Origin of the sequence: Algoriphagus sp. Y33 (assembly GCF_014838715.1) — a bacterium.
Lineage (GTDB): Bacteria > Bacteroidota > Bacteroidia > Cytophagales > Cyclobacteriaceae > Algoriphagus.
This window is the reverse complement of record NZ_CP061947.1, coordinates 1,968,122-1,993,363: the sequence shown is the minus strand read 5'-3', so window position 1 is coordinate 1,993,363 and position 25,242 is coordinate 1,968,122. Positions and strand designations below refer to the sequence as shown.

Below are 25,242 nucleotides of genomic sequence, written 5' to 3'. Positions count from 1 at the left end.
TTAGGCTATTCTGGGGGTGCATATATCTTACCATGCAATTCCGTAATCATCTCCATAATCGCTGGATCCTCCCCAGAAACTGCCATGTTTCCGGTCAAACCAAATCGCATTAATGGGACCTGAAGTCTTATTCCAAAATTCTAATTTATAGCCTCTTTTTAAGAGTTCTTTTCTGATCCATTCTGGTGTATCTTCTCTGAGTACGATAGCCCCCGGGCGGACTTCATGATCTCCAAAAGAGCTCTGCATCTGATAAGAATTGAAATTTGGTGCTTCAGTTGCTTCCTGCACATCCATCCCGAACTCTACGATATTCAAAAATAGTTGCAAGAGATTTTGATCTTGGGAATCCCCTCCCTGGACTGCAAATGAAAGAAAAGGGTTACCGTCCTTCATTGCCAAGCTGGGCGTAAGTGTCACTCTGGGTCTTTTTCCGGGTTCGGGCAGATTAAAAGGGCTTATCGTTTCATCCAGCACAAAACTCTGCATACGCTGGGACAGCCCAATTCCTGTATTCCCGGCTACCACGGCTGGAATCCATCCGCCACTGGGTGTCACGGAAACTACCCAGCCTTCGGCATCGGCAGTTTCTATAGAAGTGGTGCCGCTATGAAAGTCGGCAATAAACTGCTCATCTAAGGTGCTATTAATCTGATCCGGTGAAAGTGATGCCATAGCCGCTTGATTCTTCTTCAGCAATTCTCTGTAAGGGCTGGTCTCATTCCGGAAAGGATAGGGATCTCCTGCACTGATCTTAGGGTCATTTAGTTCTCCGATTAGCTTTGCACGCTCCTTGGCATACGCTTTAGAAAGGAGCCCCTTCATGGGAGACTTTACATAAGCAGGATCTCCATAGTAAAAATCACGGTCGGCAAAGGCCAAACTCATTGCTTGATATACCGTGTGGATGTAATTGACAGAATTGTAGCCCATGGGCTGCAGATCAAAGTTCTCCAAAATATTCAATGCCTGCAGCAATGCAGGCCCTTGGGTCCATTCTTGAAGTTTGTAGACGTCTATTCCTTTGTAGTTGACATGAAGAGGTTCTTCGATTTTCACTTTCCAGTTTGCCAAATCTGTCTCAGTGAAAAGCCCTCCTTGTTCACGGGTTCCTCTCACGATTTCTTTGGCTATGTCTCCTTTGTAAAATCTATCGTAAGCTGCATAAATGGCTTCTTTTCTGCTTTTGCCTTTCGCTAAAGCTCCCTTTTCCGTCTCCACCAATTTAGCCAGCATCTGATAAAGGTCTTCCTGTACGAAAATTTCTCCTGCCGACGGTGCTTCTCTAGCTTCTCCCAAATGAGGAAGGAAGATCTTTTTAGAATAGGGCCATTGTTTGATTCTCGTTTTTTGGGATTCTATAGCATTTGCCGTTTGCGCTTCTATGGGATATCCCTTTGCAAGTTCCATGGAAGGTGCTAGAATTTGTTCCAAACTCATGGTGCCATATTCAGCCAGCATGGTCATGATTCCGCCCGGAGTTCCCGGGGTAGTCGCAGCCAAGGGGCCATATTGCGGAGGGTAATCCATGCCTTGGGATTTGTAGAAATCTACTGTGGCACCTGTGGGGGCATAGCCCAACGCATTGATGGCAATCACCTTTTTAGTGTGTGGATTATAAATTAAGGCTTGTGTTTCTCCGCCCCAGGAAAGCACATCCCACATAGTTGAAGTGGCTGCAATCATGGCGCAGGCCGCATCTACGGCATTACCGCCTTGCTGAAAAATAGCCGATCCGGCAGTCGCACCAAGAGGCTTTCCTGTGATTGCCACCCAGTGTTTGCCATGTAATATGGGTTTGTTATTAGGGGTAGTTCCTGCTCCCAAACCGGGAAGTCCTTGGCTTTGGAGTTGGCAAGTAATGAAGAATAAAGTGATAAGGTAAAGTTTATTCATATGTTTATAATTGTTTTTCAATGGCCATATGGAATCTCGCCGTGTGAATAATCATCCCTCTGTGTGTCGTCTTCGACATGCTCGATTTCATATGATTATAAATTGATTTTTAAAGGCCATATGGAATCTCGCATAGCTGATAATCATTCCAGTGTGTGAGGTTTTTCCTCATGCTCGATTTCATATGAATTGGGAAAACGGTTTAGTTATATTTTACCAGCGTTGTCATTACCGGTTTGAAATCAGGAAATTTGGCATTATAAAAAGTGAACAGCTGAAACAAGGTTTTTGGATCTTTTACGGAAAGCTCATTTGAATCGACATATTCTTTCATTTCTTCGGCTTTTTGCCCGAAGATTCCGAAAAGCTTTTTCCGGTTGGTGGGCACCTCTATCACATCCCTGCCTACCAAGTAATAATAAAGATCCCGCTTGATTAGTTGATGGTTTCTATTGCCTATCATTAAGGCCTCATTGTAATTGGACTCTTTGAAAATGGCTATAGTTCTTCTCATAAGCGGTAGTTCACCATCCACCAGCACTTCAAAAAAGCCTGAAATTGGAGCTCCCTCATCCAAGAAATCTTTTCCATTGACAAAATACCGTGGAACCCTGTGCGCAGAATCCACCCAAACTAAATTTTGAACGCGAATTCCCGGTATTGTGCTGATTTTTAGTGTCTCAGAATTCAATAGCTCAAACAGATTGGAGGTAATGTTGTAACGGACTCTTGATCCTTCAAGCATTTTATTATCTCTATAGAGAAGGATAGAGGCAGTATTCCACTTGGAATCCAGGTAATTATCACCCTCTACTTGGGTAGGCTCGGGTGCGATGCCGTAGATCATATTGCCGCCCATCAGGTTAGGCCTTTCATTGAAAAGATTGGTGATGTTGGTAGCTCTGATTGTATGGTTCAGAGCTGCACCTGTCCCGGAAGCCCCTTGTTTTAGCAAATATATTGTGCCCAAGTCCAGTTCATCTTTGAGATTAACTACTTGCTCATAATGTACATATCCTTTAGCGTTTATGAAAAGTGTGTACCTGCCTTTGGTAATATTTTCTAATTTGAAATAGCCTCCTCCCACAGAGACTTCACTAATGTCTGAGCCCTTCAGATTAATATTCGCATTGTCTATGGTTTTTTGGGTTTCGGCATCAAGTAGCTTTCCCCTAATCCCAAAATTCTGCCCATTAATCACCAATGGGTCAGTGAAAAACAGAATGAAAAAGCATCTGAATAACAAGATAATCCTGTATTGGAGTTTAAAGTAAACCATGATTTATCAATTTCAATGAAATATAGCCTAAAAGAAGGATTCAAACCAACCCTAATCTTAGAGAAGGTTTGGAATTAAAGTAATTTGATTTCTAAAAATCCATGTATTTGTGTTTCTGTACATTTAGGGGTTATATTTGGGAAGGCGAAAAAGTATTGCCTGCTTTTTATAATACTACACTCACCACAATTTGGAATTCTCAGCATTTAATTTCGAAATCTCGCTCCAGGAAGGACTGGACGCAATGGGTTACGAAAAACCAACTCCAATCCAAGAAATGGCCATTCCGGTCATTATGGAAAACAAGGATCTTATCGCCTGTGCCCAGACAGGAACAGGCAAGACTGCCGCATTTATTCTTCCTATCCTTAATAAAATAAGCAAAAAAGGGAGCAGTACACTGAATACACTTATTCTGGCTCCGACTCGTGAGCTTGCTATACAGATAGATCAGCAAATCCAGGGTTTTGCCTATTTCTTGGGAATAAGCTCTATCCCAATTTATGGAGGAGGGGACGGCATCGTATGGGAGCAACAGAAAAAGGCTCTAGAAACAGGTGCAGAGATTATCGTAGCTACCCCCGGTAGACTGATTGCTCTGCTGGCGGGAGGTAAAATCGACTTGACATCGCTAGAACATTTGATTCTTGACGAAGCGGACAGGATGATGGATATGGGATTTTCAGATGATATTCTGAAAATAGTCAATTACCTTCCCAAGGATCGTCAAACGGTCCTTTTCTCAGCCACCATGCCTCCGAAGATCAGGCAGTTCAGCATGAAGTTTCTGAATAATCCTTCTGAGATATCCATTTCAATAGGAAAAACTGCTGAAGGAGTCACTCAGTCAATGTACTCTGTATATGATACGCAGAAGGAGGAATTAGTCAAAAATATTCTTTCTCAGAAAGCTTACGAAGCAGTGATAATTTTTGCTTCGACTAAGGATAAAGTGAAATCACTGTATAAAGTGCTGAAAAAGCATTTTGATATAGAGGCATTTCATTCAGATCTAGAGCAGGTAGAGCGGGAAAAGATCATGTCTGCCTTCAAGAATAAATCAGTGAAAATTCTGATAGGAACAGATATTATTTCCCGCGGCATCGATGTGGTAGGAATAGAATTGGTGATTAATTATGACACTCCATCTGACCCTGAAGACTATGTACACAGGGTAGGGCGTACCGCCCGTGCAGATGCTAAAGGCGCTGCTATTACGTTCGTCAATCCTAAGGATCAGCATAAGTTTGACCGAATAGAAAAACTAATAGGGATGAAAGTGCCTCAAATGCCTTTGCCGGAAGGATTTGAAGCAGGACCGGTGTATACAGGAACTGCTGAAAAAGGCAAATCTGACTTTGGTTCAAAGAAAAAACCAACACTCAGCAAAAATAAGAAATCAGGTTCCGGAGGAAATAAAAAGCCATTTCCAAAAAGAGAAAATTCTAAAAGCCAGACGAATATTGAAGGGCAAGCTAAGCCAATAGAGGGAAAAAAACCAACTGAACCGAAGGATCCTTCTGAGCCAAAAGCAATGAAAGCCAGTAAGTTTGGAATGCGTAAAAATGTGATTGATCCTGAATAATTGGTAATAAATGTAATTGCTAATATGAAGCGCTTCAGTTAACTTGAAGTGCTTTTTATTTTTAACTGATATAGCAATGCAAACTATAAGACTGAGATCAAGGGGCTCATCTGTTTCATTTTTACAGGAGCTTCTCGGAAAGGTTGGCTATGAGATTCCCGCATCAGGATATTTCGGAGTTGAAACCGATACTGCTGTCAAAGACTTCCAGAAAAAGGAGCAACTCGTAGTCGATGGGGTAGTGGGAGTAAAAACCTGGACTCTGCTCATTGACAAAACAAAACCTGCAGATGTATTTGGTGATGTATTTCTTGGGGAGCAGGATCTCATTGATTTCGCAACTAAATATCAACTGGAACTTGCTGCAGTAAAAGCTGTAAATGAAGTAGAAAGTTCGGGGAAAGGATTTTTAATAGATGGCAGACCCAAGATTCTTTTCGAGGGGCACGTTTTCTGGAGGCAGTTAAAAGCCAGAGGCATTGATCCGGAGCATTTCGCCAATTCTTCCAACAAAAGTGTACTGCATAAGAGTTTTGTCAAAAAACACTACTTGGGAGGTACAGCAGAGTACCGGCGCTTGGAGCAGGCAATTTCGATTTCCACTGATCCGGGATTCAAAGAAGCTGCACTTGCTTCTGCATCATGGGGAAGCTATCAGGTTATGGGATTTCATGCACTACCCCTTGGTTATGAATCTGTTCAGCAGTTTGTAGATGAAATGCACCTGCATGAAAGAAATCACTTGGAAGCTTTTGGTAGATATATCCTCAAAAATCGATGCTTGACGTATCTACAAGATAAAAACTGGGCAAAATTTGCGTACTGCTATAATGGCCCTGCATACGCTCAGAATAAATATGATGAAAAAATGGCTAAAGCCTATTTGAAATACTCTACATTTTAACAAATATGACAATTGAAGAATTAATACAACTTTTTGAGCGGGATACAGATCGACTGAAACAGGAAATCGAAGCTTACTCCAACGAAGAAAACTTGTGGAAAATAGACCACAGTATTGCAAACTCAGCGGGCAACCTTTGTCTTCATCTGCTGGGAAATATGTCTCACTTTGTAGGCAAAGAAATAGGAGGGTTTGACTACATCCGCAATCGGGAATTTGAATTTTCCGGCAAGGGTGTCCCCAGATCTGAATTGGTGGATATGGTGGAGAAATTACAAGGCATAGTGACAGCCAGTCTGGAAGGTTTGGATGAAGCAATGCTTGACAAAGACTATCCTTTGAAAGTATTTGGATCAAAAATGTCTCACAGTTATTTTCTAATACACCTTTATGGCCATTTCAACTACCATTTAGGCCAAATAAATTACCATAGAAGGCTTCTGGATAGGTAGCGTAGACTAAGAATGCAATGCAGTCTTCAGACTGCATTGTTCAGGGGATCAAATCAGTCTAGGTAAAAAGAAGTCTTGAGCCTTTATTACCATAAGTCCAAGGTTGCCTGCCGTTCCAGGCAGGTCATGAGATGTCGGTCAAGCAAAACACTTTTATCCTAAAAAACTCTTCAAGGGTTCGTTAACGTAAGTGCGTTTATTTTCAAATATTAACCCTTGAAGAGTTCTACAAATTGGAATTTTAGAGGTGATTTCCCTTCTGTAGTAGTTTATCTTACATAGCCATAACCTTTTCTCAGCAAGGAGAGACTTTATTTTCCAATAATTCTTCCCAGTGCATTTTTCAGGTTTTGTAATTCTTTTTCAGCTTCAGAGAGATTGCGAGAGGGGGATAAATGGATTCCGTTTTCGGATAACAATTTTAGAATATCCAACTTGTAAATATCTCCCATCAAAGCAAGTTGTGCAACAGTCGGCTGGGATTTGTTGCTCTCTATATTGGATAGTGTCTTTTGTGAAATGCCTAAAAGGTCGGACACTTCATGCTGGCTTAGTTTGTTAGATTCTCTGGCTTTTTTCAATTGATGGCCTATTTTCATCGCTTAAAAGGTTAATTGGGTTAGTAAAAAGTTACTGAAAATTAGAAAATACGGTATAGTCTTTTAAAAACTTATTTTTCAAATTTATTGAATCATTTTAAACATCAAAATTTTAGTTGAATTTTTATTTCTTCTCAATGGATAACTGTTTTGTCATTTGCAAGAGATTACTGGAAGCCCTTAAGGTGCCTTATACTGGCAAATTCCTTAAAGAAAAAATTCTCACCCATCCCCAATATCCCAGCTTACTTGGTATATCAGACACCTTAGAGGAGTATGGGGTTGGATCTATGGCGGTCAAGCTGGGGTCGGATCGGCTGGATGGCTTTCCTCTACCGGGAATCGTTCAGGTATCGCTGCCTAATGGCAGCTATTTTAATGTGATCACGGCTGTTTCTGAAAATTTAGTATCACTATTTGATGAAGAGGGAAAGCAAAGGGATGTATCCCGGCTGGATTTCTTAAAGAGTTGGACAGGTGTGAGTCTATTGGTAGAAGCTGGAGAAGATGCGGCGGAACCGGAAATCAACCAAAAGATTCGGGATCAGAGTATCATCCAAGGTATATCAATAGTTTCTGGAGTTAGCCTTTTGTTTTGGCTTGGACTTAGGATAATTGAAAATGGGATTTCAGGATTACACCTATTTTATTTTGTTCTTAAACTATTGGGATTGTCCATTTCGGCTGTCCTACTATGGTACCAGCAGGACAATGATAATCCTACCCTTCAAAAGTTCTGCTTGGGAGGTAAGCAGGTAGATTGTAATAAGGTTCTGAATTCAAAAGCTTTCCAATGGCTGGAAGGAAGAATCAACCCAAGTCTGCTGGCATTCGCATACTTTTTTACAGGGACGGTTTTGCTTGTAGGATCAGCATTCTCATCCATTACATTTCTTGCCTGGATAAGTGTAGCGACCCTCCCGTTGGTGATCTACTCTTTTTATTATCAGTCACTTGTAATCAAGAAATGGTGTAGTTTCTGTTTGCTGATTCAGGGAGTGTTAATATTAGAAGTTCTGGCTGTATCTGGAGGACTATTTTGGTCAGGCGGAATTGATGTGTCTGTAGTCGGTTTCTTTCTGTTTTTATTCTCTGGAATAATCTTAGTAGGGATTCTGATCAAACCCCTACTTGGTCTACAGGATAAGATCTATAGCACCAATAGAGAAATGGCTAAACTTAAAAGCAACAAGGAGTTATTTGAATTGTCTCTTTTGCGGTCCAGAAAGATCAAGAATGATCCTCATGGGCTTGGAATATTGATGAAAGGAGAAAATGCGAAACACCAAGTCATAAAAGTATGCAATCCTTATTGCGCCCCATGTGCCCAAGTACATCCAGTATTGGAAAACCTTTTTACAAAGGGGAATATAGATCTTCAGATTCTTTTTACACCGGGTAACGGGGATGAGAAAAAGGAAAAGACTGTTCGGCATTTATTGGCAATAAAAGGTAAAGGTGATTCAAAACTTACGCACCAAGCTTTGGATGACTGGTATGGAGCAGAAAAGAAAGAATATAGTGCATTTGCTGCCAAATATCCAATGAACGGTGAACTGATACAACAGGAGGAAAAAGTGATGGCTATGGAGGAATGGTGTGTTAAGGAAAACATTTCTTATACACCAACCTTGTTTATTAACGGGTATGAGTTGCCTCAAGATTATAACGTAGACTATCTAAAGTACTTACTTGATTAAATCAACTTTTCAATTTTTCCAGTTGGGAAGTAAATAATATTCAGTCGCGATGAATGGGCATATTCCTAGGTGCTCCGCCAGGTCTGGGAGGTTAAATACAGTTTTTAAACATTTAAAAAAACCAAATTATGAAAAAGTTAAGATTAGGTAAAATCAACTTTGCAGGAGCAGAGGTGCTAAGCAGAGAGCAGTTAAAAAGAGTGATGGGTGGAAGTGGTTCCGGTTCAGGTACACCAGGAGGCAACAACGGCAACCCTTGTCCGAATAATTGCACCCAATATTGTCACGCAAATAATAGTGGTAGCTATGGCTATGGCACATGTGGCTCTAGTGTCGGTGGTACAAGTTGCCATAACTACTGCTGTGACGGCGGCTCATATAACAACGGTTCTACCTATTGGTGCTAGTTGTAATTACTGCCAGCAAAAGAAATTGACCAAGAGAACCCGGAGCAGTCTCTTTTGTTGGCTTTAGTACAAGTTAGGATCTTCGCTTATATAGATTCTATTGCACTAACATCGGCTTGCTAGATGTTCAGTTCTTTAGACAAGCACTTTACTCTAATAAATATGCTACCTGATTTTTATAAGACGCTTTCCATTCTTTCATACCTGTTTATTTGGTGTGTTTCATGTTATTCGCAGAATGCCGAAGTGCTCTCTGATGAAAAGCCGGAAATCTATAACACAACAATTGTAATAAACCTCAAAAAAAATGCTGACAGGAAATATTTGTCTCTTGGCCAACATAATCCACTGTTTTTTAATCCTAGGTATGTTCCTCCCCCACTAAACACTATTGATACTACAACCAATCTAAAAACAGAAATAAAAGTTGCCATAGATAAGCCGGTTTATTTGTCCTTAGATTTTAGTTTTTTTTATATTGAGCCGGGAGACAGCTTAAACATGGACTTTGAAACCTTGCTACACACAAAGACAGTCTACAAGGACACCCTACACATTAATCATGGAAATGTATTCTTTACACATAGAAATGGAGGTCACCGGTCCTTGTTCGATAAATATTTGGACAATATTTACGGTTCTCTCAAAAATATAGAAACGGCTGACCGAATGGCTGAATTCCTGTCTACAGAAAGCCTAATGAACATGACTGATAGTTGTACCGTGCTGATTTACAAAGATCACCCCAACCTGAAACATGACAGTTCTACTTTTGGAACTGTAAAAAAAAGTGGTGCTGACCGGTTTTCACGAGAATTGATTTACAGGATTAAGCATCTTTATATTAATACAAAAGACGAATCTTTAAAAAATGCTATTGAAAAAAGTGTACTAAACATCCTTGAATACTCTTGTGTGCAAGAAAATGCTTATGATGACCCCATGACCTGGGGGAAATATGAAGCCATCTATCACTTTTTCAAGGAAATGGATCTAGATGCACAATCTATTATTGAAAAGTTCAATGGCTGTAATGATACCGTTAAGCAGTATGCAATCCTAAGTCTTTTTAATGACGGAATGTTAAGCGTAGAAGAAAAATCAGGCATTATTGACAGACTGACGTACCCGGCTTTTAAGGAATATGCAATTAAGGCAAATCAAAACCCCAATAAGGGGATTGAAAAATCGGGATATATAAACAATGCAATTAGAAGTGCCCGATTGTTTGATGTGAATGACAAAGAACTTGTTTTTGAAGAGCTGTTTAAGACAACAGACCAGCCCTATCTATTACTTGATTTTTCAGGATCATGGTGTAAGCCCTGTCTGGAAGAGATGTCTGTATATGCAAAAACAGGACATTTGGACAACTCCAAAAAAGTACGACCTATTTGGCTATTTTTCGAAAATGATAAAACAAAATGGCTCAATATTGTAGAGAAATACAATTTAAAAAAGGAAAACTGCTTTGTGGTTGTGGGTGAGCCAGGCCCCATATTGCAGAAAGAGTTCGCTTTGTTGTTTGGATGGGAAGGGGAATTTCCTCACTATTTTCTTTTTGCCAAAGACGGGGGAATAATAAATAAGAGAGCGAAACCACTATCCATGTTTGAGGAAAACGATGTGTCTAATTTGCCGCCAAGGGAAAACAACAAGAAATCCGGATCTTCAATACCCCCACCACCTCCAAAACAATAACCTAAAATATGATAAGAACAATTTTATATTTCTTTATCGGCCTCAGAGAGATTGCGGGGGGGATAAATGTATTCCGCTCTCGGATAATAATTTCAGTATATCTATCTTATAAATGTCCCCCAAAGCGGCCAATTGGAGGACAGAAGGTTGTGTTTTGCCACTTTCCATATTGAATAGTATTTTTTGGGAAATTCCTAAGCGATCCGATACTTCCTGCTTGCTTAGTCTTTTGGATTCTCTGGCTTTTTTCAATTTATGTCCAATTTTCATGGGGTAAAAGGTTAATTGGGATAGTAAAAATTTACTGAAATTTAGTAAATACGGTATAGTGTTTTAAAAACGTAATTCCCAAATTCATCCAATCTATTTAAACAACAGAGTTTTAGTTGAATTTTTATTTACCAGTCTATGGATAACTGTTTGGTCATTTGTAAGAGAGTATTGGAGTCGCTTAGGGCGCCTTTTACCCAGCAATTCCTGAAGGAAAAGATTCTCACCCATCCCCAATATCCCAGCTTGCTTGCTATATCGGATACGCTAGAGGAGTATGGAGTGGAGTCTATGGCTGCCAAGCTGGGATCGAACTGGTTGGATGAGTTTCCTCTTCCGGGAATTGTACAGGTTTCACAGGCTAATGGTACCTACTTTAATGTGGTCACGGCTGTTTCTGAAAAAATGGTTTCCGTATTTGATGAACAAGGGAAACAAAAGGATGTATCCAGACTGGAATTTCTGAAGAGTTGGACGGGTGTGAGTCTATTGGTAGAAGCTGGGGAAGATGCAGCAGAACCGGAAATCAATCAAAAGATCCGGAATCAGCGAATCATCAAAGGCGTGGCAATGCTATGTGCGGCTAGCCTCCTGCTTTGGTTAGGGTTTGGTATAGTGGAAAATGGAATTTCGGGATTATCCCTATTTTATTTTGTGCTTAAGTTATTGGGATTGTCTATTTCGGGTATACTACTGTGGTATTCACTTGATAAGGAAAACTCTATCCTTCAAAAGTTCTGCTCTGGGGGAAAAAGCGTGGATTGCAATTCCGTGCTGGATTCAAAGGCCTTTCATATTTTGGACGGCCGGATTAACCCAAGTCTGCTGGCCTTTGCCTACTTCTTTGCCGGGACAGGTTTGCTAGCAAGTTCAGGCTTATCCTCTGTGACATTCCTTGCTTACTTGAGTATAGCGACCATTCCGGTGGTGATCTCTTCCTTTTATTATCAGGCTCTAGTTATTAAAAAATGGTGCAGGTTCTGCCTGATGATTCAGGGAGTGCTGGTAATGGAGGTTCTGACAGTACTGGGTGGAGCGTTTCGGTCAGGAGGAGTTGATGTGTTTGTTGTCTCTTCGTTTCTTTTACTTTTAACAGGGGTGATCTTGGGAGGCATTTTGATTAAACCAATGCTTGGACTACGGGATAAAGTCTATAAAACCCAAAGAGAACTTGCCAAACTCAAAAGCAATAAGGAATTGTTTGAATTGTCTCTTTCGCGATCGAAAAAGATCAAGAGTGAGCCTCGGGGGCTTGGGATATTACTGAAGGGTGAAAAACCTAAATACCAAGTTATTAAAGTGTGCAATCCATACTGTGCCCCATGTGCCTGGGTTCATCCTGTATTGGAAAGTCTCGTTGATAGAGGAAATATAGACCTTCAGATCATTTTTACACCTGCGAGTGGAGATGAGCAAAAAGAAAAAACAGTTCGGCATTTACTTGCTATAGAAAGTAATGGTGATTCAAACCTTACCCGCCAGGCGTTGGACGACTGGTACGGATCAGAGAAAAAAGATTATGGAAGATTTGCCGCTAACTATCCGATGAATGGAGAGCTTAGGCTTCAAGAAGAAAGGGTGAAAGAAATGGAGGACTGGTGCAATAAAGAACAGATTTCCTATACGCCGACCCTGTTTATTAATGGTTATGAGCTTCCTAGTGAATTTAAAGTGATGGATTTGAAATTTATACTTGTCTAAGTTACAAATACAAGTGTGCTTGTATTTGTCCTAAAAATATTCGGTCGCGACGGATGGGCATACTCCCAGGTGCCCTAATTTGTCTGGGAAATTTTATAATAATAATTTTATTAGCATGAAAAATTCTAATTTTAAAAAAATGAATCTGTTTCCTGAGGAGTTACTTGATCGTACTCAATTAGCTACTATTATTGGAGGTACTTTTTATAATTGTACCTGCAATGGAGGTGAACCTTTTACTGTAATGACTGATGGAGACCCCGTAGACGATTCTGGATGTCCTATTGATCAGGATGTTAGTTGCGTCGAGGCGTAAAATTTTGATTAATTTTCATAATTAAATGGTAAGCCATCAGTTCGATGGCTTACCATTTAACTACTGGGTTAATAATATCGAATTTATTTTAAAATATTAATATTTTGGTATGCTGAAATATAGGTTTAAGAATTTAATTTTGTTTCCTTCTAGTTTTAAACTATTAATTGTTTGTATTGTTTTTCTTTATTTAAGTGCAGCGTGTTCGAACTCTATTTCGAATGATTTGCATTCGATTGATATTCCTGATACTGATTCAGAATTGTTGATAGAGGATTTAGCAAAGTCAATAAAATATATTCAGCTTGAAACAACCGATGGTTCCTATTTGACATCAATTATGGAAGTTAAGTATTCAAATGGGAACTTATATGTGAGAGATGTGAGTGGAAAGGTCTTGATTTTTGACTCAGAGGGGAAATTCTTGAATATTTTAGGTAAATTAGGTGATGGCCCAGAAGAATATTCTAGAGCTTATTCAGTAGCAATTGATAATTCTGGATTGATATATTTGGGCTCCCAGAGAAAATTGCAAGTTTATTCAAATGAACATGAGTTTATTAAAGAAAAAAAATTCCCATTTTTTATTCAATATTTAAGTGTTGAAGGGAGTGAGCCGTTAGTAATATCTAAAAAAAGTGGAATTCAGGTAGGAACAGGGTACTCTAGTCAGACTTTTGTATATAGTTTGAATACATCTCTTGATCTTATAGATAGTGTCCTTTTTAGGACTGAAATTCATAAGAAAAATACGTATTCAGGCTTTACAACTAAGAATTATATTTCTAAAAATAATAACGGATTGTTTCTGTATACCCCAGTGTTAATTAGTGAAAAATTTATTAGAGATACGTTATATAAGATTGATGCAGATTCGGTAGTGCCTATAATGAAATTTAATTTTGAAGACCCTACTATGTCTAGTGATGATGTTAAGACAATTGATCTTTATAATGTAATGTACTCCACTTCATACCTGCTGTGTCAATATTCTAGAAATAAAATTCCTATGTTATTTATATATAATATAGATAACGGAATTGGTTACAATTTTAAAAGGGGGATCTTGAATGAACAGGGAAATCGCCTTCAGTTAAAGCCTTTAGACTTAGCTAATGACATTTTTTATTTTATTCAAGAAGGAGTTTTTTTTGATAGTTCTTCAGAAGAATTAAATCCTTCAATTGGAATAGTTGAATTAAAGTAAATTTGAAAGTCTCATTTCCATTTTATAAACAACCCGACTCAAAGGACTGCGGGCCGACCTGTCTGAGAATCATTGCAAAGCACTACGGCAAGCTGATCTCTCTCCAGGAAATCCGAACCCTATCCGAGACTACCCGATCCGGAAGCAACTTGCTTAAGCTTAGTGATGCAGCAGAAGCAATTGGTTTTAAGACCATAGGTGCTAAACTGGATTTTAAAAGGTTGGAGCAGGCTCAGTTGCCCTTAATTGTACACTGGGACAAGAACCACTTTGTGGTAGTATATAAAATCAATAAGGGGAAGGTTTATCTTTCAGATCCGGCGTATGGGTTAATTCACCTTACGAAAGAAGAGTTTATCTCCCGGTGGATAGGTAACAATGCCACGGAAGAGAGTAAGGAAGGAATTACCTTGCTTCTTGAACCCACCCCCAGATTCAAAAAAATGAAATGGGAGAGTGCGGATAAGCGCTCATTGGGTTTTCTTTTCAAGTACCTGTTCAAGTATAAGAGCTTGATCGTTCAACTGGGTATTGGTTTGTTAGTGGGTAGCCTTCTCCAGTTGATTTTTCCATTTTTGACCCAGAGTATAGTTGATATTGGGATTCAAAACCAGGACGTAGGATTTATCTACCTAATATTGATAGCACAGGTGATGTTGTTTTTTGGCCGGACAAGTGTTGAAGTTTTTAGGAGTTGGATTCTGCTACACCTCAGTACCCGAGTCAATATCTCTCTGGTATCCGATTTTTTTATCAAGTTGATGAACCTGCCAATTTCCTTCTTTGATACGCGGATGACCGGGGATATTATGCAGCGAATCGGAGATCATAGCCGGATAGAAAACCTGCTGACAGGCACGGCATTGAACACCTTCTTTTCTTTTTTTAACCTTTTTGTGTTCGGTGGGGTGCTGATGTATTACAGCCCTATGATCTTCCTGATATTTATGGGAGGAAGCGTAGTCTATATCCTATGGATTCTCTATTTCCTAAAGCGGAGAAAAGAGCTGGATTACATGCGCTTTGCCCAGCTTAGCCAGGAGCAAAGTACCGTAATCGAGTTGATCAATGGCATGCAGGAGATCAAGCTACACAATGCCGAAACCCAAAAGCGCTGGAAATGGGAGTTTGTGCAGGCCAGTCTCTTCAATGTTTCTATCAAGACACTCGCTTTGGAGCAGACCCAAGGTGTCGGATCTTCTGTAATCAATGAGCTGAAAAATATTTTTGTGACCTTTGCCTCTGCACTTTTGGTGATAGAGGGACAGCTTACTTTGGGTATGATGTTATCTCTCCAGTATATCATCGGCCAGTTGAACGGTCCGATTATGGGTATCGTGAGCTTTGTGCGTACTTATCAGGATGCAAAGATCAGCTTGGAACGGCTCAACGAGATCCACGACAAAGAAGATGAGGAAAGCCGCAACAGGCAACTAGTCCATGAGATCATACCCGGGGAGGATTTAAGTGTTGAAAAGCTCAGTTTTCGGTATTTGGGAGCTGATGAAAATGTCCTCCAAGAACTCAGCCTGTGTGTTCCTTCGCAAAAGATCACAGCAGTAGTGGGGGCCAGCGGATGCGGGAAAACCACTCTGATGAAACTCCTCCTTAAATTTTACGAACCGACTAAGGGGGAAATCCGCTATGGGAGACATGGTTTTGATTCCATCTCACCCCGGAGCTGGAGAGACCATTGTGGAGTCGTAATGCAGGAAGGCTACATATTCAATGATACCATTGCCTCAAATATAGCGGTGGGAGAAGAAGTGATCGACCTCGATCGACTGGTCGTGGCTTCCCAGACTGCCAATATCTATGACTTTATCCAATCCCTACCCCTTAGATTCAATACTAAAATTGGGAATGAGGGAGTAGGGATCAGTACCGGGCAAAAGCAACGTCTGTTTATTGCCCGTGCAGTGTATAAAAATCCGGAGATTCTTTTTTTTGACGAAGCAACCTCTGCCTTAGATGCCAAAAATGAACGTATTGTAATGGAAAATTTAAATAGATTTTTGAAAGGGAAGACGGTTTTCATTATCGCCCATCGGCTCAGTACGGTAAGAAATGCAGACCAGATCATCGTGATGGATGAAGGGAGAATTAAGGAGACAGGAACCCATGAAGAATTGGTTTTACAAGCTGGTGTGTATTATAATCTGGTGAAAAATCAATTGGAACTGGAAAAAATTAGAGAAAACTAGTTATGCCAGAAAGCCCCCCAAGCATTGACAATCTACAGCTCAGATCCGAAGAGGTTCAGGAGATTATTACAACTCCTCCTGCCTGGCTGATCCGGTGGGGAATCACGCTGGTGTTTTTGATTACCTGTGGATTGATTTTTTTGTCCTTTTTCATCAAATACCCCGATTTTATTATGTCTAGGGTAATGGTTACCACAGTGGAACCAACTGAAAAGATTATAGCGAGAAGTTCAGGGCAGATTGATAAGCTATGGGTGGACAATGGCGAAAAAGTACAGGCCGGTCAGTCATTGGCCAGTATAAAAAGCACCTCTGATGTGCAAAGCGTATTGTTATTGAAAAAGATGCTGAAAGACATTCCCTTTGGGAAGAACAATGGGTTTTTCTTCCCGTTGGATTCTCTTTCAAATGCGGTCTTGGGAGAAATAGAACTGGCATTTGTGGAGTTTGAGCGAAGCTATATGGAATTCAGACTGCTCGAAAGGCTTCAGCCATCCCTGGTCCAGCTGGAAGGGAACCGGCAGTCTATTCAGGAAATCCATGAACGGCTCACAAGCCAAATGGCTCAAAAGGAAATTTTGGAGAGAAAGGTTAGTCTGGTAGAGACCGATTTTAAACGAAACAAGATACTCTATGAAGACGGGGTAATTGCATCCAAAGACTTTGAGAGCCGGGAGATGGAATACCTTCAGATGCAGGAACAGGTAAATGGAATGACCATAAGCATTTCCCAGCTTCAGGAAGCTTTAGTCAATGCGGGGCAAACGCTTAAAAGTACACAAGTGTCCAAAGAACAGGATGAGTCCAGAGCCTTAATTAATCTTATCCAGTCCTATCATGGTTTGAAACGGGTAGTAAAAGAATGGGAGAATAATTATGTGCTGGTTTCCTCTACCGATGGAGAGGTTAGCTTCCAGGGAGTATGGGGAGAGCATCAATTTGTCCAGGCAGGTGAACAAGTCTTTTCCATACTGCCTGAGCAGCGGTCAGAACTTCTGGGTAAAATGATTGTCTCTTCGCAAAATACAGGCAAAATCACCATAGGACAGCGGGTGTTGATCAAGTTGGATAATTTCCCTTTTCAACAATTTGGAACCCTTCGAGGAGAAGTAGGGAGTATTTCAGTTTCTCCTGATGAGGAAGGGAATTATCTGGTGTATTGTTCTCTTCCAGCTGGTATGGAAACCTCCTACGGAAAGGAGATACAGCTGAAGCAAGAACTGCTGGGTACGGCGGAGATCATTACAGAAGACCTGAGTGTGGCTGAAAGGCTGTTTTTTAAGTTGAAATCGGTGACAGAGTATTAATAAATCATATGCATAACCGTGTAACTACATGTATGGGTTTTGCAGAAACTATAGAAGTTCCTATTTGGCAACTCCCCCTTTTTCAAAGGGGGTAGGGGGATTTTCACTGGTTATAAACGACATTAATTCTGTCACATGCATTCATGTGGATACACTATAAAATTTAGTAATATGAAACAAGCATTGAAACAACTTCATAAAATCAACGAACTTCTATTGGAAAATGCCAAGGAAGAAAATGGGTTGGGCTTGCTGCACGGAAAGCTGGGATTGAGTATTTACTTATATCACTTGGCAAAGAAGACCGAAACCCAGGAATTTTTGGAGGCAGCGGAAAATCTGGTAGTAGAGATTTTAGAGAAGCTAAGCGAAGCCAAACTTTCTTTGGATTTTGAAAGTGGTCTGGCCGGTATTGCTTATGGTATTAGTTATTTGGTTAATTCAGATTTTGTCGAAGCGGATCTTGACGATACTCTGGGTGAGCTGGACGATAGGATTTTTAAGTTTTTGGAAGATCAAAAAAACAAGCTGCCGGCGAATTTAAGGAATGGGATCATCGGGTACCTCTTTTATTGCCTTGACCGCTTGGAAAGTTCCTTGAAATCAGGCCATCAGTCAAATATCTATGTTTTTAGGAGACTTGGTGCTGGCCTGCTTAACCAACTCGGACAATTGATAGAGGAGGAAAAAATACAGGATAGGGAACCGCAATTGTTTAACATATTTTGGGATCTGCCTCTTGCATTGATCGTGATGGCAAAGGCAAAAAGCTTAGAAGTGAACGCATATAAGGTGAATCGGATTCTTGAATACCTGCTTCCAAACTTGCTTTCTCTTTTTCCTTGTCTCCATAGCAATAGATTGTATCTGTTGCTGGGAATCGAAACGGTGCTGAAGGAGATTGATCATTCTGATTTAAGAAAACATGCATTGTTTTTACAAAGTACAATTGACATGGAAACGGTCCTCAACATCGAGTGTAAAAACCTTAATATCTCCTTCATGGATGGCACTAGTGGTCTATGGCAAATACTGCATAAACTTGAAGATAATTCTGGGAATATACGGCTTTTACTATCAGATGAGCAGTTTCTCAATAAGATCATTAATGCAGCATGTTGGGGTGATAATGATTTTTACAATTCATTTAAAAAAAGCATTGGTTTAGCGGCAGGTTTGTCAGGGGTTGCTTGGACTTTATTGGAAAGTATGACTGTGGCAGATATGGAAATGGGTAAAAAATCGGATGTAGTAAAAGTTTGATACTATGGGAAAGATAAATTTAAATGATTTTACTTTTTTGATTCCCTTGCGGATTGATACGGTCAATCGCTTGGAGAATACGTTGGTGACCATTGAGTATATTTTGTCTAATTTTGATACACAGGTAAGTGTGTTGGAGGCTTCGGGAAGAAATACTGGTTTGCTAAGTAAATTATTGCCTCAGGAGGTAAACTATGTATTTATAGAAGATATGGATACTGTTTTTCACAGGACTAGGTATATAAACCAAATGGTCAAATTGGTTGACAATGATTATATAATTGTTTGGGATACTGACATAATTATTCCTGTAAACCAGCTAAACCAGTCTGTTGATGTGTTGAGGAAAAAAGAAGCTGATTTTGTTACTCCGTATAAGGGTAAGTTTTTGGATACTTCTGAAGCATTAAGGGATCTCTATATTCAAACGCGTGACATAGAAGTTCTTAAAATTCACCAGGGTAAAATGAAGGCCTTGTATACTCCTGATCCTGTAGGCGGAGCATTTTTAGCTCATAGGCAAACGTACATAGCTTCAGGTATGGAAAACGAAAAATTTTATGGATGGGGACGGGAAGATGGCGATCGCGTGAACCGTTGGAATATTTTAGAATACAAGCACCAACATGTTGAAGGAATTCTTTATCACTTGACCCATGAGCGGGGAGTGAACAGCACTTTTCATAGTCCCAATCAAGACAGTAGGAAAATGACTGAAATTCACAGATCTATAGCTATGTCCAAAGATGAACTGCTGGAAGAGATCAAAAAATGGGAATGATTTTGTGAGAGGTATATTTTGGACATTCTTTCCAGATAGACTATTCAGGCTTTTTCAGTAGTAATACTTTACCGAAATTCAGAAAAAGTAAGTAGTGTAGATGCCTAGATTCAGGTGCGGTGTAAAATTCGATCACGACCTTAAACCAACAAAAAAGTCCCACCTTAGCGGGACTTTTTTGTTGGAAAAGAATCTTATTTCTTAATAAAGAACTCTAAATCGTATAGTTCCCGGAATAAGTTTCAAGGCATTGATGGCTTCATTGGAATATGCCTTGTCGATATCTGTAATCACATATCCGATTTTCTCGTTGGTCTTTAGGTATTGACCTACGATATTGATTTCAAAATCTGCCAAGATCTGGTTGATCTTTGCCAATACACCGGGCTCATTTAAGTGAATATGGATAAGTCTATGAGCATTTTGCAAGAAAGGCAACTGGATATTAGGGAAGTTTACGGAATTGTAGGTATTCCCCGTGTTGATGTATTCCATGATCTTGCCGGGAACGAACCGCGCTATGTTCTCCTGTGCTTCCAGTGTACTGCCCCCGATATGCGGAGTCAAAATTGTATTAGGCAAACCAATCAATTCAGAAACGAATGGCTCTTTATTATTTTTAGGTTCTTCCGGAAATACATCGAAAGCACAACCTGCTAATCTTCCGGAAAGGATGGCGTCACGAACAGCAGGGATTTCTACCACATGGCCACGACTTAGATTTACTAAGTAGGAGCCAGCCTTCATTTTCTCTATTTTCTCTCTGCTCAAGATATTATGATTTTCTTTTCTGCCATCTACATGAAGAGAAATAATATCGCATGTTTCAAGCAATTCGTCCAGAGAATTGACTTTCGTTGCATTACCAAGGGCTAGCTTTTCTATGACATCATAATAGAACACATTCAATCCCATATTTTCTGCAAGAACTGAAAGTTGAGCTCCGATATTTCCGTATCCAATGATTCCTAGCTTTTTACCTCTGATCTCGAAACTCCCTGAAGCAGATTTGTCCCACTTACTTTCATGCATGGAAGCGGTTTTATCCACGAAATTTCTCATTAGGAAGATGATCTCAGCGATTGCCATTTCCACCACAGATCTGGTGTTGCTGAAAGGGGCATTGAATACTGCGATTCCCTTTTCCTGGCAAGTTTCTAGATCAATCTGATTTGTTCCTATGCAGAATGCACCTACAGCGATCAGTCTATTAGCATGCTCCAATACCTTTTTGGTGACATTGGTCTTAGAACGAATTCCAAGAATGGAGACGGTTTTTATTTTCTCGCAAAGTTCTTCCTCTGACATGGCAGAGCTCACTACTTCTACTTCGTAGCCTTCTTCTTTGAGTAAATCGATACCGATTGGGTGTACATTTTCAAGGAGCAATACCTTGATTCTGCTTTTTGGATAAGAAAATTTCGTGTTCAAATTATTGACGTATAGGATTTCATCCAAACTAGGCGCAATATGGTCTGCCTCTTTGGTTACTTTGGGACGGTTTACATTTTCGGTAAAAGCATAAAACTTATTGGCCAAACCGGATTTCTTGATTTCGTAATCTGTGTAACCATCACCGATTACATAGATTTCTCCTTCAAGATTGATTTTTTTGATCGTTTCCGCTTTGCCGTTATTTTGGGAAAGCGGGTTGTCGCGGTTGAAATCCACGATATTATCCGATTCGTCGTAGACAAATTCATTGGCAAAAACGTTGTCGTGATGAATACCATAATCGGCCACAATAGGGATGATGAAATCCTTAAAACCATTGGAAACAATGTAAATATTCTCCGAATTATCCTGAAGAAATTCTTTGTTTCGTTCAAAGGATTTGGAAACTTTCAGCTTTAATGCCGCAATAAGATCCGTTATTTGGGACTTGCTGGCTTTAAGAATATCTATCCGTTGGATCAAGCTGTCCCGAAAGGTCACATTGCCTTCCATTCCTCTATCGGTAATATCCTTAATTGCCTGTAGTTTTACTTCCCGTTCAGGATCATTGAGAAGACTGATTTCTCCCAGTATATCCAGCGCTTCTACTTGCGTGAACGTACTGTCAAAATCAATGATGAACTTTGTTGGATGAGGCATGTGCAGGGTCAATAGGTTAATTAGTCTGCAAAATTACAGGATTGTTAAAAAAATCGAAGTTTTATTGAAAGAATTGTTTAAAATCTTTTTCGCAATCGATCTTTTCGTAATAAATAGAGCAGATAGACGGTAATTTCGAATTACTATAAGTTTTCCAAACATTTCAGTATTTCTTTTACGCTATAATTTTAACCCGTATTTTTGAGCATAAATATCAGCAGGCTATGAAAAACTCTCATTTGATTATACTCGTCTTCGGTCTTATGCTCAGCGCAGCTTGTCAAAATAAAAATTCTGAAACGGCTCTACCTGAAGTAGGTACTGAAGTGAATGCTACTGATACCATTCCTGGAGTCTATGGTGCTAAAGTGGATGCCTCAGGCGTAGTTTCTTCTGCCGAGATGCTTTCTGTGGTGGAGAAGGAGGGGGATTTCGAGGGGAAAATTTCCGGACAGATAAAGGAAGTATGCACCAAGAAAGGCTGCTGGCTTACCATGGAGCTTCCCAATGGAGAAAACATGCGTGTGACTTTCAAGGATTATGAATTTTTTGTTCCTACTACTTCTCAGGGATATCCCGTAATTTTGGAAGGCGTAGCTGTGGTGACTGAAACGGATGTGGAAACGCTGAGACACTATGCTGAAGATGAAGGAATGAGCAAGGAGAAAGTGGATGCGATCACTGAGCCTAAGCGTGAAATTACTTTTGAGGCTGTGGGAGTAATCATAAAGAATAAAGCCTAATATGCCCATAGCACTTGATAACCTACGTGTAGGAAGAAAATATCAGTTGGTCAATATGGGAGAAATCAGACAGGTGGAGATTATCTCCCGTCTGAGAGGGACGAATTTCAAAGTCAAGGATCTTGATACACTTGAATATTATACCATTGAAGAACTTCTTCAATGGGGGATAGGCAAGGATTACGATATAGACGAGATCTTTCGGTGATATTAGTCAGGCGATTTCTTCACCTATAGTAAAGCCCTTTATACCAGCCCGTTTCTTTCTGTAATTCCTTTACAATCCCAAGAACTAATAATGAGTAATAAAAGTACGATTAAGGCAGTCATAGGGGCCAAATGCCCTCAATGCCACGAAGGAAAGCTATTTCCTGTGCCTGTCAGCAGTTTTCGGAAATTGTCTGATGTCAATAAATCCTGTTCAGTTTGCGGAGCTAATTTTCATGCAGAACCTGATTTTTTTTACGGTGCGATGTATGTAAGTTATGCCTTCTCGGTTGCGTTGGTAATCACTGTCATGGTGGTTTTGAATGTATTGATGGAGAGACCTGCACTCTGGATGTACCTTACGACAGTTGCGGTGTCAAACATCATTTTAATGCCAATGATGCTCCGCTATTCCAAAGTGCTATACCTCTATAATGTCGGGAAACTGAAATATAGAGGCTATTGACCGTTCAAGCAGGGCTTGCTGAAAAACCGTTCGCATGAAATAGAGCATGACTCAAAAGTCGCACACTGGGATGATTATCTGTTATGCGACCTGCCTGTGGCAGGCGGGGATTCCCTGTCCTACGACAGGCTGGCACATGGCTTAAAAAATCAATTATAAACAGATGAATCGAGCATGTCGAGAGCGACACACACTGGGATGATTATAAGCCATGCGAGATTCCATATGACCATTGGAAATCAAATTATAAACAGATTAAAAAAGGGTTAATCATTCAAAACGATAGCCTTTGATCTTTTACCGGCGTTTTTCAGCATGTCCTAAATATTTTTTTGGAGAAATAAGAAGCATCAGCAGGCATACAGAAACTAAAAGCAAGAAGAATAAGGCAGGTAGTCCGCCTATCACTGACAAAATCCGCACACCGTCTATTCCTGAGTAGCTTATCATTATCCAGGAAAGAAAACCAATCAGTACTCCCCAAATGACTTTTAGGTTGGTGTCAGAGCGAAATGGATCCCCTTCTTGCTTTTTCATGCTAATACTGGCCAACGCATCGGTGCTTGAATCAGCAGCAGTTACGTAGGAAATGAAAATACCGAGAATGAATAGCTGTGCGAATAGTTTGAAATAACCCATATCCTCAAAAACCCTGTAAATGATAGATTCAGGCCCTGAATTCTCAAAAAGGATTATGTAATCGCCGACATTCAACGATGCGAAGTCAAGCGTAGTCCCTCCAAAAATCCCCATCCAGATTAGACAAAAAAGAGCCGGTAAAAACCAGTTGACTAACAGAAACTCCCTGACGGTTCTACCGACTGCTATTTTCCCCAGAAATAAAGCCGTCATGGGAGCCCAAGCCATCCACATGGCGAAATTGAACGTGGACCAATCATAAGTCCATTTGTTTCCGGCTCCACTCAGCTGTAAGCTTAGGTCCGTGAAATTTGCGAAGTAGTGGCTGAAGCCTGTCAGAATTGAGCCTACTATTTTACTTTTTTCTCCTAAAAACACAAATAAAACAGCGATTAGGAAAAAGAATCCCAAATTGAAAAGTGAAAGGTTTCTGATTCCTTTCTCAATTCCTGTGGAAGCAGAAATAATGAAGGTGATCAAAATGGCGAGTGTAATAAATCCCGTAAGTATAGTTGGGTCCAAACCAGGAAAGAAAGCTAAAAATCCACCTGAAAGACTCAATATTCCCGCTCCAAGGGCAGCTGCCATTCCTGTGACTAAAGCAAATAGACTGAACAAGTCCAATCCTGTTTCCCATAATCTATGAGGAGTATTGCCGATCAGCGGTCTCAGCATGATTCCAAGACTAAACCGGCTTCTGCCAGAATAATACATCAATGCAAAAACTAATGCGGGGACAGCGTAAATCGCATAAGGGGTAAAGCCCCAATGAAAATATAAAGCTCCCAATGCAAAAGCCTTAGCTTCTTCTGAGTGCGGGGGGAATGCTTTGAAATCCGGTGGGTATAGAAAGTGGGAGAGTGGCTCAGCAGCCCCCCAAAACAAGATCCCTACCGCTATGGTTGTGCAGAGAACAATAGCAAACCAACCGATTCTATTTAATCGCGGAATGGCTGAATCACCGCCAATTCTATATTTGCCCAATGGAGAAAAAAGAACAGCTAATACCAGTAAGGTCATCAGTAATGAAACCCAGCTAAATCCTAGCGAGAAGTTGGTAAGTATGTTCTGCTGTGTATTTCTGATTGTCTCAATAAAGGACTCAGGCAAGAGAATACTAAGCAATACCGCTAGTATCAAAAGGATAAATGGAGGCCAGAAGACCCAAGGGCGGATATTGAATTGAAAAAAACTTGATTTGTCGTTCATCGGAAATTAAGATACCTGATTTTGTAAAAGTCAAAAAATAATATCATATAAGTTTGCTGAGCGGTTAGCATCTCTTGTCATCTACAGGGTTCCAATTAGCTTATTTCAGGCTATCCTATAGTTGGGCGGACAGCCAAATGAGGTGAAAGAAATACGCTGACAGATGCTGTGATAGAGATGATGGTTATCTCCTTGGATTTATCAATTTTTGGACATATCCACTTTACGGGAGAATACTATTTGGTCTTTACTTTAATAAGGATCATATCGTTGTATAAGATCCTGAAACTAGTTATTGGTATTGCTTTTTGG

Annotated in this window: 20 protein-coding genes; 14 read left to right on the top strand and 6 right to left on the bottom strand. The window is 40.1% G+C overall.

Annotated features, from left to right (window positions below):
* Window positions 1-27: 27 nt before the first annotated feature.
* Together ID165_RS08035 and ID165_RS08030 are read right to left on the bottom strand one after the other, a co-directional pair.
* A complete protein-coding gene (locus tag ID165_RS08035; protein ID WP_192349844.1) occupies window positions 28-1,896 on the bottom strand; it encodes a gamma-glutamyltransferase family protein in 1,869 nt (622 codons plus the stop codon).
* A gap of 202 nt (window positions 1,897-2,098) precedes the next feature.
* Window positions 2,099-3,175 carry a carboxypeptidase-like regulatory domain-containing protein gene (locus tag ID165_RS08030; RefSeq protein ID WP_192349843.1) on the bottom strand — a complete coding sequence of 359 codons (1,077 nt, stop codon included), beginning with the start codon at window positions 3,173-3,175 and terminating at the stop codon, window positions 2,099-2,101.
* Window positions 3,176-3,365: 190 nt separating this feature from the next.
* On the opposite strand from ID165_RS08030, the gene ID165_RS08025 reads away from it, so the two are divergent.
* From ID165_RS08025 to ID165_RS08015, 3 genes are all read left to right on the top strand, one after another.
* Entirely contained in the window at window positions 3,366-4,760 is a 1,395-nt protein-coding gene (locus ID165_RS08025) for a DEAD/DEAH box helicase (RefSeq protein ID WP_192349842.1), read from the top strand.
* A 76-nt stretch (window positions 4,761-4,836) separates the two neighbouring features.
* The gene (locus tag ID165_RS08020; protein ID WP_192349841.1) at window positions 4,837-5,664 is read left to right on the top strand and encodes an N-acetylmuramidase family protein; all 828 of its coding nucleotides are present in this window, start codon (window positions 4,837-4,839) and stop codon (window positions 5,662-5,664) included.
* A 5-nt stretch (window positions 5,665-5,669) separates the two neighbouring features.
* Window positions 5,670-6,116 (top strand): DinB family protein, encoded by a 447-nt coding sequence (locus tag ID165_RS08015; protein WP_192349840.1) that lies wholly within the window; start codon window positions 5,670-5,672, stop codon window positions 6,114-6,116.
* 311 nt (window positions 6,117-6,427) lie between these two features.
* On the opposite strand, the gene ID165_RS08010 is transcribed toward ID165_RS08015, so the two are convergent.
* A complete protein-coding gene (locus tag ID165_RS08010) occupies window positions 6,428-6,715 on the bottom strand; it encodes a helix-turn-helix domain-containing protein (protein WP_192349839.1) in 288 nt (95 codons plus the stop codon).
* Between the two features lie 137 nt (window positions 6,716-6,852).
* On the opposite strand from ID165_RS08010, the gene ID165_RS08005 reads away from it, so the two are divergent.
* Both ID165_RS08005 and ID165_RS08000 read left to right on the top strand, forming a co-directional pair.
* Window positions 6,853-8,415, top strand: coding sequence for a vitamin K epoxide reductase family protein (locus ID165_RS08005; protein ID WP_192349838.1), 1,563 nt, complete (start codon window positions 6,853-6,855; stop codon window positions 8,413-8,415).
* Between the two features lie 569 nt (window positions 8,416-8,984).
* Window positions 8,985-10,523: a hypothetical protein gene (locus ID165_RS08000; RefSeq protein WP_192349837.1), complete on the top strand. Its 1,539-nt coding sequence runs from the start codon at window positions 8,985-8,987 to the stop codon at window positions 10,521-10,523.
* Between the two features lie 42 nt (window positions 10,524-10,565).
* On the opposite strand, the gene ID165_RS07995 is transcribed toward ID165_RS08000, so the two are convergent.
* Window positions 10,566-10,793 carry a helix-turn-helix domain-containing protein gene (locus ID165_RS07995; protein WP_192349836.1) on the bottom strand — a complete coding sequence of 76 codons (228 nt, stop codon included), beginning with the start codon at window positions 10,791-10,793 and terminating at the stop codon, window positions 10,566-10,568.
* 138 nt (window positions 10,794-10,931) lie between these two features.
* Between ID165_RS07995 and ID165_RS07990 the strand changes: the two genes are divergently transcribed.
* The 6 genes from ID165_RS07990 (at window position 10,932) to ID165_RS07965 (ending at window position 19,572) form a co-directional block, all read left to right on the top strand.
* On the top strand, window positions 10,932-12,494 hold the full coding sequence (locus tag ID165_RS07990; protein ID WP_192349835.1) for a cysteine peptidase family C39 domain-containing protein: 1,563 nt from the start codon (window positions 10,932-10,934) through the stop codon (window positions 12,492-12,494).
* 542 nt (window positions 12,495-13,036) lie between these two features.
* Window positions 13,037-14,017 carry a 6-bladed beta-propeller gene (locus tag ID165_RS07985; RefSeq protein WP_192349834.1) on the top strand — a complete coding sequence of 327 codons (981 nt, stop codon included), beginning with the start codon at window positions 13,037-13,039 and terminating at the stop codon, window positions 14,015-14,017.
* A 2-nt stretch (window positions 14,018-14,019) separates the two neighbouring features.
* Window positions 14,020-16,221, top strand: a complete 2,202-nt coding sequence (locus ID165_RS07980) for a peptidase domain-containing ABC transporter (protein ID WP_192349833.1) — start codon at window positions 14,020-14,022, stop codon at window positions 16,219-16,221.
* Between the two features lie 2 nt (window positions 16,222-16,223).
* Window positions 16,224-17,528 (top strand): HlyD family secretion protein, encoded by a 1,305-nt coding sequence (locus ID165_RS07975; RefSeq protein ID WP_192349832.1) that lies wholly within the window; start codon window positions 16,224-16,226, stop codon window positions 17,526-17,528.
* A 171-nt stretch (window positions 17,529-17,699) separates the two neighbouring features.
* Window positions 17,700-18,791, top strand: a complete 1,092-nt coding sequence (locus tag ID165_RS07970) for a lanthionine synthetase LanC family protein (RefSeq protein ID WP_192349831.1) — start codon at window positions 17,700-17,702, stop codon at window positions 18,789-18,791.
* A gap of 4 nt (window positions 18,792-18,795) precedes the next feature.
* Entirely contained in the window at window positions 18,796-19,572 is a 777-nt protein-coding gene (locus ID165_RS07965; RefSeq protein WP_192349830.1) for a galactosyltransferase-related protein, read from the top strand.
* A 201-nt stretch (window positions 19,573-19,773) separates the two neighbouring features.
* On the opposite strand, the gene serA is transcribed toward ID165_RS07965, so the two are convergent.
* Entirely contained in the window at window positions 19,774-21,666 is a 1,893-nt protein-coding gene (gene serA, locus ID165_RS07960; protein ID WP_192349829.1) for a phosphoglycerate dehydrogenase, read from the bottom strand.
* 224 nt (window positions 21,667-21,890) lie between these two features.
* Here serA and ID165_RS07955 point away from each other — a divergent pair, with 224 nt between their 5' ends.
* The 3 genes from ID165_RS07955 (at window position 21,891) to ID165_RS07945 (ending at window position 23,082) form a co-directional block, all read left to right on the top strand.
* Entirely contained in the window at window positions 21,891-22,409 is a 519-nt protein-coding gene (locus ID165_RS07955; protein ID WP_192349828.1) for a DUF4920 domain-containing protein, read from the top strand.
* Window position 22,410: 1 nt separating this feature from the next.
* Window positions 22,411-22,617, top strand: coding sequence for a hypothetical protein (locus ID165_RS07950; RefSeq protein ID WP_192349827.1), 207 nt, complete (start codon window positions 22,411-22,413; stop codon window positions 22,615-22,617).
* A gap of 90 nt (window positions 22,618-22,707) precedes the next feature.
* The gene (locus tag ID165_RS07945) at window positions 22,708-23,082 is read left to right on the top strand and encodes a DUF983 domain-containing protein (protein WP_192349826.1); all 375 of its coding nucleotides are present in this window, start codon (window positions 22,708-22,710) and stop codon (window positions 23,080-23,082) included.
* A 297-nt stretch (window positions 23,083-23,379) separates the two neighbouring features.
* Here the strand turns inward: ID165_RS07945 and ID165_RS07940 are convergent, their stop codons facing one another.
* Window positions 23,380-24,930, bottom strand: coding sequence for a BCCT family transporter (locus tag ID165_RS07940; RefSeq protein WP_192349825.1), 1,551 nt, complete (start codon window positions 24,928-24,930; stop codon window positions 23,380-23,382).
* Window positions 24,931-25,242: the final 312 nt, after the last annotated feature.